Consider the following 16,713-nt stretch of genomic DNA (forward strand, 5'->3'; position numbering starts at 1 on the left):
GTACTGCCTTTGCAGTTTTATATATTGTGGAGAAAATCATTGAAATATGGGTACGTTAGCATTATTTTCGTATGAAAAAATAACATTTAATTCAAATTAAATATCACGACATTGATATATCTTGCACTATTAATTTTTTTGGGGATCACTTGATAAGTTTATGCGTTTATATAAATATTACAGACCAGATTTTTACTTTGAGAAATCCCTTAGATATGATGAAATATTTTTTGCGTCAAATGAACAGCTAAACGATCCACATGATTTAGTTGTCAAGCCATATTTTGGTGACAATAAGGAGGCGTGGAAGAGTATATTAAAAAGTGGTGAGCCTTTTGATACATGGAATTTATCTAAAGTTGTTGATGTAGATAATGATAATCTGATTCAAGAATTGAATGACGCATTTAAAAAAGTTGTTGTTCATAGTAGTTATGGTATTTCACCTGTGCTAGATGAAAAAAAAGATTATTTAGTCAAAGTTTTTGAAAAATACTTGATTACTCAACGAGATAGTATGTTCGAAAAACCAGAGGCTGCAAGCGCGCTATGTGTACACTTTCTCAAGGAAAAGCTCGTTCGTGGTTGGGATAAGCGTTATTACAGTTGTTCATTTTCTAAAGATCCTTTGGAGCCTCAAATGTGGGCCCATTATGGTGGAGGATTTAGAGGGTGTGTTTTAATTTATAGAGGCATAACAGAGGGAACAATCAACCTTCGCCCAAATATCTATATAGGTAACTCACAGAAGTTTAAATTTGCAGAGGTTTGTTACCAAGATAAAGATAAATTAGTAGATATGTTAGATTTTAGCTCAATGCTTAGTCTTATTGAGCGTAATTTATTGAACAAAAGTTCTTTTTGGTCGTATGAAAAAGAAGTGCGGCTTTTGCTAAGTGAAAGTTTTGGTTCTGTGAGAGTTTCTATTTCGTCTAAAATTCCTCAAAGCACTAAAACTCAGATATACCATCACGCGCCTGATGCTATAGAAGGAGTTATATTTGGCTCAAATTGCTCAGAAAGTTACAAAGAAAAAGTTACTTCGATGCTGGCTGAAAAGTATTCATTTTTACTTCCTGTAGGACAACCTGCATTCCTAACGTTTGAGTCTAAATTAACTAGTGCTGGTAAGGTAGAAATAAGTTCGGGGGCGAAGTGTATTATAGTTGGCGTTGGCTCAAGCCAGGTAATGAAACAAATATTGGAAAACGAATATTTAGATGCAGTACTAAAAGAGCTGGGTATCACTTCGATGAAGTGAGAGTTTAGAAAGCATTTACGATTGATTTGCAACGCTTGCTATTTTAACGCTTGGTATTTTAAGCCAAAGGTTGGGGTTCGTTTGAGTCGTAATAATTGTTGCCTGGAAGCAGGCTACGAGTATGTAGACATCAACGAAATTCGTAGGAAATTCGTTGATGTCAGCCAGATATGATTGATGACTGGATAAAGTATTTTTTCAGATACGGTAGATTTGGCTCATGATTTTTGTAACTCAATGTTGCAGTTAAGGGTTGAATTAATTAGCTACGGAACATAATAAGTTGCGGCAATTTGCATAATCGGTGCCGAGAGCTCGCTCCTCGAACCTGTATGAAAAACACTGCTTAAAATGGTGATAATTTTGAATTTAGAAGACTTGAATACCCTATTGGGAAAAATTCTGAAAGAGAATTACTCTGACGAAGATCTTAAAAAGTTACTTGAGCAATTAGGTGGTATTGAGAACTTAGATGATTTGAAATCAATTGTTGAAGGTTGTTTGAAAGGTAAGCCTAAAGACGTTACAGAGTTACTGAATTGTGTTCAAAATAAGATAGTAGAGGCGAACTCAAATAAGATAAACGAAGAGCAGAAACGACGTAGAATAAAAATAAAGTAAGTATTGAATAAATTATCAATACAAATAACAAATCGTTTAAAAAGACAAAAAATAGTTGTATTTTTCTCTTTAGTCGCTAATTCTAGCCAACAATTCTTGGTCTTTTAACGGGGAGCTAATGACCGCTAATCGCTCAAAGCGCTGATTGGTTTTATGCCAATTGCAGACTTTGCTTGAGCATAGTGATAAATAAAAGGTGTTATCTGCTTTCACTATAAAACAGGCCAGCTTTGAACCATTCAACAGGCATATTTATTTGTTGCTGAAGAAGGAAAAATGATCTAATTTATATGCCTAGTGTTGGCCATACTAAAATTAACATGCCAAAGGAACGTAATAATGTGCCAGCACGCTTTTGGTCGCTGTTATGAGTAGTTTATGGTCATTAACTTTTATCAATAAGCTGATTCATAGTTGAACATGTGGTAAAAATAGAGAAAGCGAGCCTTTCCAAAACACATATGCTAGGCGAAATGAATATTAAAAATACTTCAGTCTTACTAATAACTATGAGTGTTCTCTCTACTTTAAATTGGATTTTATATGCCGCTGAATGTTAAAAAAGCTATTTTACTTATTTCATTATTGATAGTCCTGTATTTGCTGTCCCCTAAATATGCTTGGTTCCTTGGATACCATGTTTTGCCTTTGATAGAGTCGATTGGAGTAAAACCAGATAGCACCCTTTATCAAATTTTTCTTTATATATTGGCATCTTTGTTTCCAATTTTGGGCCTTATACCTTATTTTTTTTGGTCGAAAAAGCAGCGGGATAAAACGTCTAGTAACACTTCTCTTTCTGATCAATTGGTCAAGCTAGGTAAATTTAAATCATCTTTAGATGAGGTGACATCATATATAACGACGCTCCAAAAAGACATTGAAGAGAATGCCAGGTTGCAGGTTGAGCTTGAAGAAAAGGTTAAGATATTGAATTCAGTAGCAACGGAGTCTGTTGATACGTTAAAAGAAAAAATGGATGCAATATCATTAGCTAGTAGAGGTAAAAACAACAAAAATTTAGCTATTTCTTTCGTACTCGGAGTTGCCGCTTCACTCTTAGCATCTTCAATCTTCCAATTATTAAGCGATATAGTGATCCCACAAGCCAATTAATTCAACAAATAACAACTGGCTATTTTCGAGACTCTCAATTTTAGCCAGCAGTCATTTGATAGTGATCAGGGGTATTAGGCTGCTTACGAAGATAAAATGAAGCAAGGGACTTAGATTTGAGCATTGAGTTTTTAGAAAGTGACTTCGACAAGGTTAGTTATCTTGTTCATCTTTTGACTTCAAGGGCTACTAAATTAGCTGCTGATTCAAGGGAGTTTGAGCGTCTACGCCATGAACTATTAAGCAATCCAAATGTTTCTCCTTTGCTTCCTCAATGGTTAAAGCAACATAGAAGCCTTGATACCTTTTGGGGATTTATTAAGCAAAAATTTGGTACATATGCTGAACGAAGAACATATCTATCTGAGGAATTTACCCCTGTGCTTGATATGCTTGAGTTTGGTCAATCGATCCAGACAACCCAACAGGTTGGATCGTTTCAGAACGTATTACCCCGCAAGTCAAAAGTCGTGGCAAGAAATAAACGAAAAGTGTTTATTGTGCATGGGCGGGATAATGAGGCGAAGCAAGAAGTCAGCCGGTTTATTGAAAAGCTAGGTCTTGAAGCAATTATCTTGCATGAACAAGCAAGCGTGGGCATGACGATTATTGAAAAAATTGAACACTATACCAATGATGCGGATTTTGCCCTTGTTCTATACACCGCTTGTGACCATGGGCGCGGTGCTCATGAATCGAATGTTAGCCCTAAAAGTAGAGCGCGACAAAATGTCGTATTTGAGCATGGTTACCTTATCGCTAAACTAGGCAGACAAAATGTATGCTCACTTGTAAAAGGTGATATTGAGACTCCAAATGATGTAAGTGGTATCGTATACGTCACCTTGGATCAATTAGGCGCATGGAAAACTGAAGTGGCAAAAGAATTAAAGGCCTGTGGCTATTCAGTCAATAACTTCATTTAGCAAACATCCAAGTTCTAACAATCGTAGGCAAGGCGATGTCTTTTTCGTTTCGGCTTCGCCAGCACTACAAAGCTGTGCGTGCTGCGGGCGTTAAGCGTTAATATCCACTTCTCGCTCATAACTGACTGCCATGCTAGATTCAAAACACGTTATCTAGGTAAAAAGATTCCATTGCCATGGTCAACTATGAGTTGCTCTATCAACTGTTCCTCGTCTTTCGACAGCAAATCTTTCTGAACATAACGCCATCGCTGCTCGTAGTAATAAAATGCATCTTTCTCTGATAACTCTGTAACGCTGAGATCCCAGATTATCTCTGTTAACTGCATTCCTGGTTGCAGTTGAATCATATGGCACCACTCTTGTCATTCGCAGCTACAGATATATATTTAGGCTCTGCTAGGAAATTATAGTTGGCTAATTGAGCAATGATTCGAGAGGGTTTCAGTCTCATTGCCCTAAATATGTTGGCTCTTTGAGTTTAAACAACTGTTAATAAACGCAATGTTGCGATAATCGAAGACTAGCTTAATAGACGATGTGCCGAGACACTGAGTGTGGGAGTGCTAGTTCCATGAACAAAGGTGTCCATGGAACCCCTATAAGCTATCTTTCACTCAGATTGATAATTAGGTCATCTGCTGCATGACCACCAAGTACTCGCTCTTTACAAGCCGACCCTCAGCACGGTGCCTACGCAGTTCCCATCTGGATTTTATGAGCGGGGGGAAGCAAACACACTCCCATTAATAGTACAAAACTTTGGAGATAAAGTCACCTCCAACATCTCGAACGCCCTACTGGCGCGAATGTGACGATTTTGCCTCCAATTTTTACATGACGGTCTTTGTTCTCATAGTAATTGAGCGAGCAACAGAGTTCCGGGGGGGTCTAAGGCATGCTTATTCGAAGTAAGCTAATTCCTCATGCATCGCTGATAAAACAGCTTTTGAAAGTTTGGATTCAGCCTTCCACCATTCAGGTGCAGCAATGTATTGCACAATAGCTTCTTTAGTTTTTGGCCCAAAATATATTGAAGCTAGTTGCATTGTAGAAGCGAACTCGGCATTCAGTTCAGCACGACCATTAATGAATTTAGTACTCTCTAATGGAGGGGCGTGCGGAAAGCATTCTCTTTGATCTAAGCCGCCTTTACCATCCGATTTAATACAGCCAACATTCAATTTTGCTAAATCTGCTTGAAGCGTCGCATAGTCTTGGATGGCTTCCATAATAGGGCCTTTATTGATAATTATAGACATACGTTCAATCAAGCTAACTCTTTGATTTAAAATCAATCCTCTTTCCTCATAGGACGATTGGCGCACCCAAAGACTCTCCTGCATAGAACCTGAGATAAACGTACCTGCTAAAGCTCCTATAAATGCGAGCACTGCGGTTCCTACTGGGACCCAAATACTTAACTTATTGGTCATATTTATCCTTAATGCCTAACACTTAATAAAAAGCTGAATGCCCGCAAATCAGAGATTTTCTGCCATTTTTATTTTGCTAATCGTAAATAAAAACTAGGTCCCTTTGGTCATCAGCCTATTTTCCCCTGAAGTTTTTTAGGTCTTGGCTCTTCCGATAAAGCAATGATTGCTGACTTTAATCTATTTGGAAGACTACTATTGTGTTTACGGTCCTTTTCCGTATGTTTTAATCTTTTTCTTACAAACATCGGCAGAGCATCGGCTGGGATTAGTGTTGGGCCATTCATACAGACTGAGGCGACTATTGCGTTGATGTCTTTGAATTTCAAATTATCTCTATCTACGTGTCTGCATATATAAGTCGAGGAAAGTGATGTTTTGTCATTGCCTGGAATGACTTCTTCTCGTTCTGCTTCAATTAGAGCGTAACGTTTTCCTTGATACCACATTAATACGATTAAGATTTTTCGTGCTAATGATATTCCGTTTATCGTAATGTTACAGAAATCATACTCGACATCATTGATTTTCTTAGGTAAGTCAGAGATGTGAATAGGCACTTCCTTTTTGGGGTTTTCTCGTGATAAGACTATATTCCTGTGCAAAAATGACACTCCCAACTTAAGTGGGGTGCAATGAATCTCTTTACAAAAATCACTATCCGAGTTCAGCATCTTTTCTAGTGCATTCACCAAGTTCTCGATATTGCTCGGGACTCTTGGATTAATTATCTGATTGCTATAGTCGAACTGATAGTCCATAAGAGAAGTATCTGGCGAACCATCTTTGCTTTTCTCTTGCCCTACGGCAGTTGTGGGGGTCTCAGGTATCTTACCTTTTGTGTTTTCACTTTTTTGTTCAGTTTTTTCTATTTTCCTAATATCAAATTGATCTGAATGAATCACTCCTGGTATCGCAACCGTTGTAACAGACTTGCGTGTTGAGGCGTCTTCTGTTGATAGATGTATATCATCTTCGACAGTTTGTTCATATCTGAGCTCTGTTGGAAGGTCAGGAAACGCTGAGGTTAGCGGTTCAGGCTGATTTTCTGATTGTCCATTGTCATTATCTATAAACCAATCGAAGTCTTTTACCGCTATGCTACAAGTAGAACTTCTAATTGAAAGTACAAATGTCGCTTTAGTGCCATCTTTAAGAGTATAGCGGACCCCAGAAATACCTAATTGGACTTTTCCGTGGCTTGGAGGAGCTATTTGTACTTTTCTATTGTACGGTTTAGCTGCCTTTATAGCTGAATAGCACGCAGTAACTCTATCTCTTGTGAACTCAGTAAAATGAATATTGTAGAGCATAGCCAGAGCCCTTTTGCTTGTACTTGTCACTCTTTTGCCGAATTGAATGAATCGGTCACTCAGTCCTGCTTGTCTTCGCTCTACAATACCTTCGTTCGTTTTTCCAACGTTTATAATGTTTCTTATCAACGTTGAGTCTTCAAACCAACCACTGACGATAGCCTCAAGTAAGATTGGAGCAGATCCATACTCTGCTCTGAGTATTTCACTGCATGGAATGATTACTTTACCGCTTGGAGAATCAAATAGAATAGCTTTTGCTCCGAGCCCCTGACCTAATGGATACGTATCTTTGGGGAGATAAGGGTGGGCGACACCTTTGGTATCGGTATACTCAGCTTTTCCTAAATCAATAAACTCAGGCCGCTTTGGGTAGGTGACTTCAGTCAAAAAAGTTTTCTGTGGCAAATAAACACATGTATCAGCTTTCTCGTCAACGCCGGTCCAGACTGAGCCTGGTATTAGGATGGGAAGATGCTCAATGGAAGTCCAGACAACGCGTAACTTTTTGGGGTCATACTCTATAAGGTCACTCTTTTTACCTAACCGTTCTACTTCATTTTCTAAGCTAGGCGCTATCATGAAGCTAACGAGTGAGCGATGAGCGTGGCGCTCATGCTTTTTAAGTTCACCTGTTACAATAACAATTACCCATAAACCTTCATCAGGAGTAAATTTTTTAATGGTTATCATAAAGTTGAGAAACTCCTTATAGAATCAGCGACATCTGTTAGTGCAGGCTAGGGATGTTCAACATTGGCTCTCAATATCACGAATTAATTGGTTGATGTGTTTTTTAAGATTGTCGTTTACTTCCGTAATTTTATTGGTTTTCATTATTGCCCTCGTGGCTAATGTAATGAATGCAACCAGTCCTCCGAAAATAACGGAGCTAAAAAGCATTCCTAGCAGAAACCAAATTCCGATAGATATCATCAGTGACATACCCGTTATTGTCTCTATACCAAGTTGCTTGTTTAGCTCCTCTGCAGTGTTAATCATCCAATGTCTTTTAGCGTTATGATTTATCAACGCCACAAATTGCTTTTTGTTAGAGTCTTGCAGCTTTGCTGATATGACTGATACGTGCTGCCCTGTTCGGACTGGGATATCGCAGTCAGTGAGTTTAATACACTGTTCTACACCATCGCTTTTCTTGATCCAAAACTCATGTTTTGTGATGATTTCTGAGTCGATTGTTGGAGCTTCAATTTTCCCACCGTGCTTACCAACATAGCCACCGCCGCCACTGGATGAGACGTGAGTTTCTGTATATTTGGTTTGCCCTAACACCACTCCTTGGATGACTGAGAAAATGATATTTTTTTCTTGGTATTTAAAAATCTGCATAGACAACTGATTTCCATTTCTTGGTTCAGAAGGTTACTTCTTCTGAGGTAATCGCTTTGAAAACTAAGGTAGATTTTATTTGAATCGCTTTACCACAAAGAGTTTTCTTTACCAAAAGCTTGTCTGATATCAACCAAATTTGGGCTTGAGCTTTCAGCATGTATATGTGCATAGGCCAATTCAATATTGGAAAATTTTACTTTGGGTAAAGACACTGTGTTCGCCAGTTCTGGTGTGCACAGCATGTTGGTGGGGGTCAAAGCAATATGTTTACGGCATGCGAACGGACGTGCACTATATATAGAGCAGGCGTTATTTTGCAGGAATGGACACGGCAAGCCGTGAAACTCCCGTGGTGCAATTTGAGCCTTGTTTTTCTTCACTTTTGTTACTTTTTCAATATAAGAAATTTCAAGCTCACTTATCGACACCGGGTAGTAGCAACATGAGCTACAGCCCTTTTTGCAAGGGGTGAAGCGAGAGGCAAAGTTATACAAATCATCTGTTAAGTTATAAATCGATTCTAATTTTTTCAGTGGACTGGTCTTGGCATTCGCTATCTGCTGAAAGAACTTACTCTCTTTCTCCGAGAGATTCTTAGGTAGGCTTTCTCGTAGTTTTTCCGAGTTTCGTGTTGCTACAGCTTTTTCGTTCTCAATGGTCATCTGAAATTGGAATAGAGTTTAGATGTTTAAAGAATGCACTTAATGGACCTAACTTTTCAACTAATAATTTTGCGTTTTTTAAACATGAAGTCTGCGCTTGTTATCAGACGACTTCGGTTTTTTGAGGGAGGTGAGTTTTACCTACTTGTATTGCTCAGTCATACCGAGAACCAATTCGCTGTTAATTTGGTTTATCAGCTCAAAGAGTAAAGCAACCTTTCAGCAGCAGAACATTTGCATACGGCGGCAGCAACGTTCGTTCTCATTAATTTCTGAACATTCTCAATTATTTCTGAAAATGACAACCACCCCCAACCAAAGCTACTGCTGAGCAGGTGTGATGAGGCTGACGAAAGGGCCGCTGATGCCATTGTTGCAAGGTGCGGGGTTGTGCAGCTACTGAATAAATCGCTGCGGTTTCCAGCGCCTCTTGATCACTCAGACTGGGTAAAATACCAGGTAAACGTTGAGCCAGCATAGATTTACCTGTACCAGCCGGGCCAAACATCAGCAAATTATGTTCACCTGCAGCTGCTATTTCCAGTGCTCTTTTCGCTTGAGCCTGACCACGGACTTCGGCCAGATCCGGATATAATTCAGCCTGAATATCTGGAATGGCAGGTATAGCGGGTAAGGCCTGTTGTTGCAATAAAAACGCATGGAGTTGTAATAAATGCTCTGCACCATACAGCTGCATATCGGGAATTTGTTGCGCTTGTATCGCATTTTGTAAAGGAAATACGGCGATATGTCCGGCCATTTTGCAGGCCAAAGCCAAAGGGATTTCGCCGACTATACTGCGAATTTCACCTGATAAGGCTAATTCGCCAAAAAACTCATAACCCGATAAATCTGCTTGTAACTGGCCGCTCGCATGCAAGATTCCAAGTGCTATTGCCAGGTCAAAACGACCGCCCTCTTTGGGAAGGTCGGCAGGCGCCAGGTTGACGGTAATTTTATGATCCGGAAACTCAAAACCACTATTAATCAGAGCGCTGCGTACCCTGTCTTTTGCCTCTTTGACCGAGGTTTCGGGCAAGCCTACCAGCTGAAATCCAGGTAGACCACGACTCAGATGAACCTCCACTGTGACCAGTGGTGCCTGTAAACCGCAGCGGGCTCTGCTGTGAACTAAGGCCAGTGCCATAGTCTATCCTTAGATAGTTTTTGTTTACTTAATTTTAACCTTTAAACTTCAGTTCGCCAGTAGTCACAGCGAATTGATAAAAGCGTCTTGGTAGCCTTATTCACTCTGTGGTTAAATCTGTGTTTATCGGCACTATTTTGCTTGTTCTACCACGAAATACCTGCGGAGTACTTTCATTTCTCGCATTTGCTGCTATTCCTCTAACAGCATAATAATAAATTAGATCTTCGCTGTTTTATCTGATGAGGTGAGTGTAACTAAATACAGCTTGATATTGATCTGGTTATCAGTGAACACATTGGAGTCCCATGCGCTTTGTATTGATATTGCTGTTCAATTGTGGTCTGTGTTGGAGCCTGCAGGCTAAAACCTATGTGATTGGTATAGAGCAGCTGGACTATTACCCGCATTACGATTTTAAATCGGCTCAACCCAAAGGTTATTTCTTCGATTTAATACAACTTTATAGCCAGTGGAGCGGCGATGAGTTTGTCTTTAAGGCTCTGCCGGTTAAACGTTTATACAAAGACTCAATTGAGCTGACAGACTTTGTCTATCCGGACAACAGAGCATGGCAACCTCATTTAGGTATAGATTCAAGCATCGCTAAGTATTACAGTGCTCCGGTGATTTATACGTTGGGCGCGACTATGGTCTTGCCAGAAAAGCGCCGTATGACGATGGATGAGTTTAAAGTGCTGGCAAACATCCATGGATTCTCGCCGACGCTGTGGATGGAATTAAAAAAACATCACAAGTTTAAGATTCTGGATGTACCAGATGCCGGATCTGCTTTACGTATGGCTATCCGGGGCAGAGTGGATGCTGCGAACGTCGAATACAATGTCGCTTTGTATCATCTTCAGCAAATGAAATTATCTGGTGCTTTGGTTATGGCTGAGCATTTACCTTTTACCAATCTTGCTTTTCATTTATCCAGCCATAAACATCCGGAACAAATACGGCGTTTTAATCAGTTTCTGATAGAACAACAGGATCAAATCCAGCAGTTAAAACAGCGTTATGCTTTGGTAGAATACAGGGAACAATTGCCAAAAGTGCCTGATGGCCACAAGGTTACAGCTGATATTCAGCAATAAAGTCGCTACACTAGCACCAGTTAATTAAAATCATGGGAACTTGATATGTTTGAATGGATCGCAAGTCCAGAGGCCTGGATTGCGTTGGGTACTCTGGCAGCTTTAGAAATTGTCTTGGGCATAGACAATATTATCTTCTTATCTATTTTGGTCGGGCGTTTACCTGAACATCAGCGTGCTTTTGCCCGTCGTATGGGGTTAGGCTTAGCCATGTTTGCCCGTTTGGCATTATTGTTCTCAATTTCCTGGGTGATGGGGTTAACGGAAACCTGGTTTACTGTATTGGGTAATGAGATTTCGGGCCGGGATGTGATCTTAATAGGAGGTGGTTTGTTCCTGCTGGCGAAGTCGACTCAGGAAATTCACCATAGCCTTGAAGGTTCAGATGAAGAAGAGAACGCTGGTCCTAAAGTGGTCGCGAATAACCTCTTTATGGTGCTAATCCAAATTGCTATCTTAGATATCGTTTTCTCTTTAGATTCAGTGATCACTGCTGTCGGTCTGGTCAATCAAATTGAAATTATGGCTATTGCTATCATCGCCGCTGTTTTAGTGATGATGTTTGCTGCTAAGTCTATTGGTGATTTTGTGGATGCGCACCCTTCTATTAAAGTACTGGCGTTATCTTTCCTGATTTTGGTCGGTGTGACTTTAATGATCGAAGGTTTTGATGTGCATGTACCAAAAGGTTACATCTATTTTGCTATGGCGTTCTCTGTCGCTGTAGAGATGATTAATATCCGCATGCGTAAAGGTCGCAATGCGGTGAAACTGCATAAAGCCATGACGGACTGAATAAACTCATCCTCTGATGTAAAAAAGCCCTGTGAGTCAACGACTGACGGGGCTTTTTCTTTCCAGTTGCAGATACAGGACTGTTGCGAGCACCAAAGTGAAAACTACAGCAACGCCAACTGAGCTTATCCGGTACAAAGCGCTGTACATCAGATCCTGATCCGGCTTTAAATACTGACCAAAAATAATGGCCATAGTGGTCATGCCGCCAAAAGCCACCCCGGAGCCTGGCCCCTCCAGTTGCTGCACTCTGGCAAAAATCAACATGCCAAAAAAGAATGCCAGCATGGTTAACGGCAAGTGCTGATAGTTGTCGTATAACACTAACTGAGCGACTATGGCATAAGCTGATCCGAGCAAGACTCCAGAGGCTCTTTTGATACCCGCTTGTACTATGCCAGTGAAACTCATCGGCAGCAGGATCAGGATGCTACTCGCCTGAGCTGACAGTGAATCCTGTAAGTCCAATAGCTGAAAGGTCACAAAAGATAATGTGGCCAGAGATGCAGCCACCAGACTTTGTTGCTGCTGCTCAATAGCTGTTTTAGCAGGAGGCAATTGCATTGGCTGTTCTGGTACTGGAAATAACCACATCATGGTACAGGCAATAAGTAAAGCCAATAATACGGCCAATAAAGCATTGCCCAGCATTTGACCAGGATCCATGCTGGGGTAGCTGGCAAAATGCAAAAAGATACTACCGTTAATAATGGCAATAGCGGCAAAAACAAAAAAAGCTCCTTTGGCCATCAGGCGGAATAACCAGAGAAAATACACAAACACCAGCAGTGTCATGACAAAGCTTAAAGCGCCGAGCCAGCTGTACAGCAATACCATAGCACCAGCCAGCAGGTTTGCCGTCAGGTATTGCAGTACCACAAAAGGGGTCAGTCTGGGGATTAAGCCTAACAGCAGTACTGGACTGATGGTGAAAAACACGCCCCATTGATCGGAGTTAGTCAGTTTAGCCAGCAGTAAACCGAGGCTGGCACCAAAGGCCAGCCGTAGTACTTTATTAAAAGGAGTGGAAGCAAACATAGTGAGCTCTGTACCCTGTCATCAACATCATTTTAGTAGATATAATGCAGCAGGCTAATCAGCTGGATTTGGCTTTTCGCCAAAGCGGCCAGCAAGCTGTTTTCTTGCGGTACCAGTTGCACTGTAGCGCGAGAGCCTACCACTAAAGCAGGTGGCATTTGCTGTTGCATCGCCAGATTGACTTTTAAACGCTGGGCATCACGAACCCAGCGGCTGCTGCTGTCAGCGGTGGCTAAGCGTCCATCCGGTGTACTTTGGCCATTGGCTACACCAGCATCAATATCGCGCACTGAAGCTGTGAATACTTCACCTGGTAAAGCGTCAAAGGTGATAAGTGCCTCAGTGCCCCGGTGCACATGCAGCAGACTTTTCTCCCGAAACAAAGCGCTGACCCAACTTTGCTGAGTAGACACCAAAGCGACAGTGGCCTGATGACTCGCCAGATTAGTACCGACCTCCAGTTGTAAACCTGTCACTATGCCATCGACATCGGCATAGACTTTTGTTCTGTCCAGTTCCAGTTGTGCTAAGGCCAACTGATTCCGGGCTTGTTTAATTTGTACTAATTCCTCTGTGGGTAGCCCAAGTTCAGCTTCACGTTCCGCTAAATCTGCGGTACTGGCCTGTAGCTCTGCTTTGGCTTTGAGTACGGCAGTCTGACTTTGATCCAGTTGCTGGCGAGGAATTAGGTTTTGACTGTAGAGTTGCTGATAACGCTGATCTTCCCTCTGTGCTTCCTGTAAAGCAAAACGTGCCTGATCAACACGTGCCGTTGCACTTTGCAAAGCAGCACTTAACTGACGATTATTTTGCTGGCTTTGCTCCAGTTGTAGCTGAGCTTGCTCCAGCTTGAGTTGGTAGTCCGTTGGATCCAGTTCAAACAATAAATCGCCTTTTTTCACCTGCTGATTATTTTGCACTGCAACAGAGACCACGCGGCCAGGCACCTGCGGCGCAACCTGCACCACGTAACGTTGTACCAGACTGTCTGTAGTGACTGGCATGTATAAATCTGTAGCCAGATAGTAACCAAAGACTAGTCCAAACAGTACTAAGGTCCATTTGATCCAGCGATTAAACAGTTGCTCGGCGCTCATGCTAAATCTCCGGCTTTTTGATCCTGTAAAAGTACTGCGGCTTGTTGCAATACCAAACTCAGTAAGAGTGGCAAATCCTGCTGCTGTTGCGGGGTCAGTTTGGCTAATAATTGCTGTTGTAGTGCCCGGCGTTGTTGATTGATAGCAGCAACTAAATCTGTAGCCGCCGGCAATAAATACAACGCCTTCTGCCGTCTATCCTGTTCTGAAGGACGACGTTCTATCAGACCTTGCTTTTCCAACTGGTCCAATACCGGAACTAAAGAGGGAGTTTCTACAGCCAATAGACGGGCTAGTTCAGTTTGACTAAAGCCCTGATTTTCAGCGATGTACACCAGTGCTATGCCAGAGCTTTGCGTCAGCCCCTGACAAGCTAATTGTTTATCCAGCAAACAGCGCCATTGGCGGGATAACTGGTGAACTTGCAGACCTAAACTTTGGAAACTCATAATTTGCCTGTTAATAATTAGGAATCTAACGGTATTTTAGTTAGCTTCCTAATCAATTTCAAGCTGAAGCACGAATAGCCTCATTTTCTGTGTAAATAAAAAAGTACAGGTGACCTTACTGCTGGGCAGCAAGTTAGCGCAGGTCGTCGGCCTTTTTACCAAATACAGGTATGGTCAAATGCCAGCGAATGGCGGCTAAGCGTAAGGTTAATAAAGCTGTCATCCCTATGAGCATCGCGGGCATTTGCGCTATGCCAAAGCCGAGCAACTGCACATAAACCAAACCACCAAAAATACAGGTAATAGCGTAGAGTTCGCCACGAAACACCATCGGAATTTCACGGCATAACACATCACGGATCATGCCTCCACAGACTCCGCTCATCGTGCCCATCATGATGGCAACAAAACCCGAGGTGCCGTGGTCCAGCGCTTTTTGTGTACCCATGATGACAAAAAAAGCCAGACCAATAGCATCAGCAATTTGTAAGGTATTGTTTGGGATCAGCAATCTGTTGCGGACGGCCAGAATGGTCAGTCCTGCAGCCACAAATATGGCTAAGAAGTAACTGTTGTTGCTCAACCAGATCACCGGAGAGTCCAGGATCAGGTCACGTAAAGTACCACCCCCAATGGCTGTGACTGTCGCCAGCACTATCACACCAAAACCATCCATTTGTTTGCGCCAGGCTGCCAAAGTACCGGAAATTGCAAACACGGCAATGCCTAATAAATCAAACCAGTGGAAATAGAGCTCCATACCACACCAAAAGCTGAAATGAATGGCATTAAATTAACAGGCTTTTACACTGAATCACAGGTTGAAGCAGGTGTTTTCTTTGCTGCTCATGCTAGTATGACGCCGTTAGTTTGGTTGAAGGAAGAGGCAATATGGGTAAAAAAGTGTGGCTTGGAGTTGTGTTGGTGTTGTCAGCCAGTGCTGTGGCGGGTTTTTTCTATGCCAATCATCATGCAGAACAGCTAATGGCTGGCCATATCGAGCGCAGTAATCAGCAGTATTTACAATTAGCTGAACAGGGCGATATGCCACCTATTCATATGAGTTACAGCCAGTTGTCTGCCAACGTCATTACCTCAAGTTACAAGATCCAGGATTTGACTATCGGGATTGCAGGTGTGGGAGATTTTATCACTGTGGGTCAGGTTGAGCTGATTGGCTTACAGCGTGATGGTTTACCCGCAGATGGTGCAGCCCGTTTAAAAGATTTAAAGCTCGCTCCTCAGGCTCTGGTTTCCTTACCCAAAGAGCTGGCTGACTATCTGGCCACTTTAGTGATGGAAATGAGTTATCAGTACAAATACAAAGCAAAAACAGGTGACCTGACTTTTCAGCAGGAATTAAGAGTGGATCATCATTTTAGTGTGAATTATCGTTTCGCACTCACCGGCGTAACGGAGTTATGGCAGTTTGCTGAAAATATACATGGACTGACACCCGAACAGCAGCAGCGACAGTCTGAGCAACCTAATTATCTACCTGATTTAATGAAGAAAGTAGGAGCCATAGGCGTAGCAAGTGGTTCCATTGTTGTGGAGAATAAAGCATTTTTACAACAGCTGTTTGATCAACTGGCGGCAGCTCAAATCACTACAGATTATGCCAGCACCCAACAACAACTTAGTTCAGCAATTATGCATAATCCGCAAATACCTGCGGTTATCAGTGAGCCAGTGCTGAATTTTTTAAAACAGCCTGAGCGGTTAAAGCTCAGTTTCCAGTTTCAACAACCTCCGACCTTTTCTCAAATGCAGGACGGCTCTGCTATGACAGGAATTGAGACTGCGGAAGATTTTATCGAGTTCGCAGGTATTACTATTGAAGGCAATGCTGTTTCCGGGAATTTGTTAAAATAACGGTACATCAGCTGAACTCAGCATAAGCAGTTCTGGTTAAAAAAACGGCCCTTGTCGGGCCGTTTTTAGCAAAAGTATTAATCCTGACCGATACGAGCTTTGATATCGTTAATCAGTGGAGAAGCGCCAAAGCCATTGGCTGCTGCCCAGGCTTCCAGATCTTCTGCAACTAAAGCCTTGGCTGGCATCTGTTTTACAAAAAACGCGCCAGTTTCATAAGCATCGCTGCGCATCGCAAATTTAATTAATGACTCACCATTGCATTGAATTGCGTCATAAACCTTACGAACGTTGACTTTGTTATCTGACAACACTTTACGGACGCGGTTTTTATCGTCTGCTTTGGTGTATTCGCACAAAGAGGTGGCCCATTGATCCTGTGCTATTGCTAACGGTGCTGCTGCGAAATAAGCACTGGCTACTACTGCTAATGTAACGAGCTTTTTCATAAAAATACCCCTTAGAGGTTATAGGTGAATTGGTAAAATTGATAATAATGAAACTATATACTGTTGGGTACTACT

18 protein-coding genes are annotated in these 16,713 nt (G+C 41.7%); 7 read left to right on the forward strand and 11 right to left on the reverse strand.

Annotation, left to right across the window (positions count from 1 at the left end):
• Window positions 1–160 precede the first annotated feature (160 nt).
• From WH43_RS07480 to WH43_RS07495, 4 genes are all read left to right on the forward strand, one after another.
• Window positions 161–1,261 carry a DUF2971 domain-containing protein gene (locus WH43_RS07480; RefSeq protein WP_053424017.1) on the forward strand — a complete coding sequence of 367 codons (1,101 nt, stop codon included), beginning with the start codon at window positions 161–163 and terminating at the stop codon, window positions 1,259–1,261.
• A gap of 363 nt (window positions 1,262–1,624) precedes the next feature.
• Window positions 1,625–1,882 (forward strand): hypothetical protein, encoded by a 258-nt coding sequence (locus WH43_RS07485; protein ID WP_152342807.1) that lies wholly within the window; start codon window positions 1,625–1,627, stop codon window positions 1,880–1,882.
• Window positions 1,883–2,425: 543 nt separating this feature from the next.
• Window positions 2,426–2,998, forward strand: a complete 573-nt coding sequence (locus tag WH43_RS07490; RefSeq protein WP_053424019.1) for a hypothetical protein — start codon at window positions 2,426–2,428, stop codon at window positions 2,996–2,998.
• A 116-nt stretch (window positions 2,999–3,114) separates the two neighbouring features.
• Window positions 3,115–3,924 (forward strand): TIR domain-containing protein, encoded by an 810-nt coding sequence (locus WH43_RS07495; RefSeq protein ID WP_053424020.1) that lies wholly within the window; start codon window positions 3,115–3,117, stop codon window positions 3,922–3,924.
• Between the two features lie 149 nt (window positions 3,925–4,073).
• On the opposite strand, the gene WH43_RS07500 is transcribed toward WH43_RS07495, so the two are convergent.
• The 6 genes from WH43_RS07500 to WH43_RS07520 all read right to left on the reverse strand — a co-directional run bounded on the left by WH43_RS07500 (window position 4,074) and on the right by WH43_RS07520 (window position 9,835).
• Window positions 4,074–4,274 carry a hypothetical protein gene (locus tag WH43_RS07500; protein ID WP_053424021.1) on the reverse strand — a complete coding sequence of 67 codons (201 nt, stop codon included), beginning with the start codon at window positions 4,272–4,274 and terminating at the stop codon, window positions 4,074–4,076.
• A gap of 552 nt (window positions 4,275–4,826) precedes the next feature.
• Window positions 4,827–5,360, reverse strand: coding sequence for a hypothetical protein (locus WH43_RS07505; protein WP_053424022.1), 534 nt, complete (start codon window positions 5,358–5,360; stop codon window positions 4,827–4,829).
• 110 nt (window positions 5,361–5,470) lie between these two features.
• Window positions 5,471–7,366 (reverse strand): hypothetical protein, encoded by a 1,896-nt coding sequence (locus WH43_RS07510; RefSeq protein WP_053424023.1) that lies wholly within the window; start codon window positions 7,364–7,366, stop codon window positions 5,471–5,473.
• Between the two features lie 57 nt (window positions 7,367–7,423).
• Complete coding sequence (locus WH43_RS07515; RefSeq protein ID WP_152342808.1) at window positions 7,424–8,029, reverse strand: hypothetical protein; 606 nt, start codon at window positions 8,027–8,029, stop codon at window positions 7,424–7,426.
• A gap of 83 nt (window positions 8,030–8,112) precedes the next feature.
• Entirely contained in the window at window positions 8,113–8,688 is a 576-nt protein-coding gene (locus WH43_RS19785) for a YkgJ family cysteine cluster protein (RefSeq protein WP_082335713.1), read from the reverse strand.
• A gap of 286 nt (window positions 8,689–8,974) precedes the next feature.
• Window positions 8,975–9,835 (reverse strand): YifB family Mg chelatase-like AAA ATPase, encoded by an 861-nt coding sequence (locus WH43_RS07520; RefSeq protein WP_082335714.1) that lies wholly within the window; start codon window positions 9,833–9,835, stop codon window positions 8,975–8,977.
• Window positions 9,836–10,143: 308 nt separating this feature from the next.
• On the opposite strand from WH43_RS07520, the gene WH43_RS07525 reads away from it, so the two are divergent.
• A complete protein-coding gene (locus WH43_RS07525) occupies window positions 10,144–10,935 on the forward strand; it encodes a transporter substrate-binding domain-containing protein (protein ID WP_053424025.1) in 792 nt (263 codons plus the stop codon).
• A gap of 45 nt (window positions 10,936–10,980) precedes the next feature.
• Entirely contained in the window at window positions 10,981–11,730 is a 750-nt protein-coding gene (locus tag WH43_RS07530) for a TerC family protein (protein ID WP_053424026.1), read from the forward strand.
• A gap of 36 nt (window positions 11,731–11,766) precedes the next feature.
• On the opposite strand, the gene WH43_RS07535 is transcribed toward WH43_RS07530, so the two are convergent.
• The 4 genes from WH43_RS07535 to WH43_RS07550 form a co-directional block, all read right to left on the reverse strand.
• Window positions 11,767–12,768 (reverse strand): DUF2955 domain-containing protein, encoded by a 1,002-nt coding sequence (locus tag WH43_RS07535; RefSeq protein WP_053424027.1) that lies wholly within the window; start codon window positions 12,766–12,768, stop codon window positions 11,767–11,769.
• A 32-nt stretch (window positions 12,769–12,800) separates the two neighbouring features.
• A complete protein-coding gene (locus tag WH43_RS07540) occupies window positions 12,801–13,865 on the reverse strand; it encodes an HlyD family secretion protein (RefSeq protein WP_053424028.1) in 1,065 nt (354 codons plus the stop codon).
• Window positions 13,862–14,314, reverse strand: coding sequence for a MarR family winged helix-turn-helix transcriptional regulator (locus tag WH43_RS07545; RefSeq protein WP_053424029.1), 453 nt, complete (start codon window positions 14,312–14,314; stop codon window positions 13,862–13,864). The genes WH43_RS07540 and WH43_RS07545 overlap by 4 nt, the downstream gene beginning before the upstream one ends.
• Before the next feature lie 133 nt (window positions 14,315–14,447).
• The gene (locus tag WH43_RS07550) at window positions 14,448–15,074 is read right to left on the reverse strand and encodes a trimeric intracellular cation channel family protein (protein WP_053424030.1); all 627 of its coding nucleotides are present in this window, start codon (window positions 15,072–15,074) and stop codon (window positions 14,448–14,450) included.
• A 131-nt stretch (window positions 15,075–15,205) separates the two neighbouring features.
• On the opposite strand from WH43_RS07550, the gene WH43_RS07555 reads away from it, so the two are divergent.
• On the forward strand, window positions 15,206–16,189 hold the full coding sequence (locus tag WH43_RS07555; protein ID WP_053424031.1) for an aq_1923 C-terminal domain: 984 nt from the start codon (window positions 15,206–15,208) through the stop codon (window positions 16,187–16,189).
• A 77-nt stretch (window positions 16,190–16,266) separates the two neighbouring features.
• Here the strand turns inward: WH43_RS07555 and WH43_RS07560 are convergent, their stop codons facing one another.
• The gene (locus tag WH43_RS07560; RefSeq protein ID WP_053424032.1) at window positions 16,267–16,638 is read right to left on the reverse strand and encodes a DUF3718 domain-containing protein; all 372 of its coding nucleotides are present in this window, start codon (window positions 16,636–16,638) and stop codon (window positions 16,267–16,269) included.
• Window positions 16,639–16,713 lie beyond the last annotated feature (75 nt).

Origin of the sequence: Rheinheimera sp. KL1 (assembly GCF_001275035.1) — a bacterium.
GTDB classification, from domain to species: domain Bacteria; phylum Pseudomonadota; class Gammaproteobacteria; order Enterobacterales; family Alteromonadaceae; genus Pararheinheimera; species Pararheinheimera tangshanensis.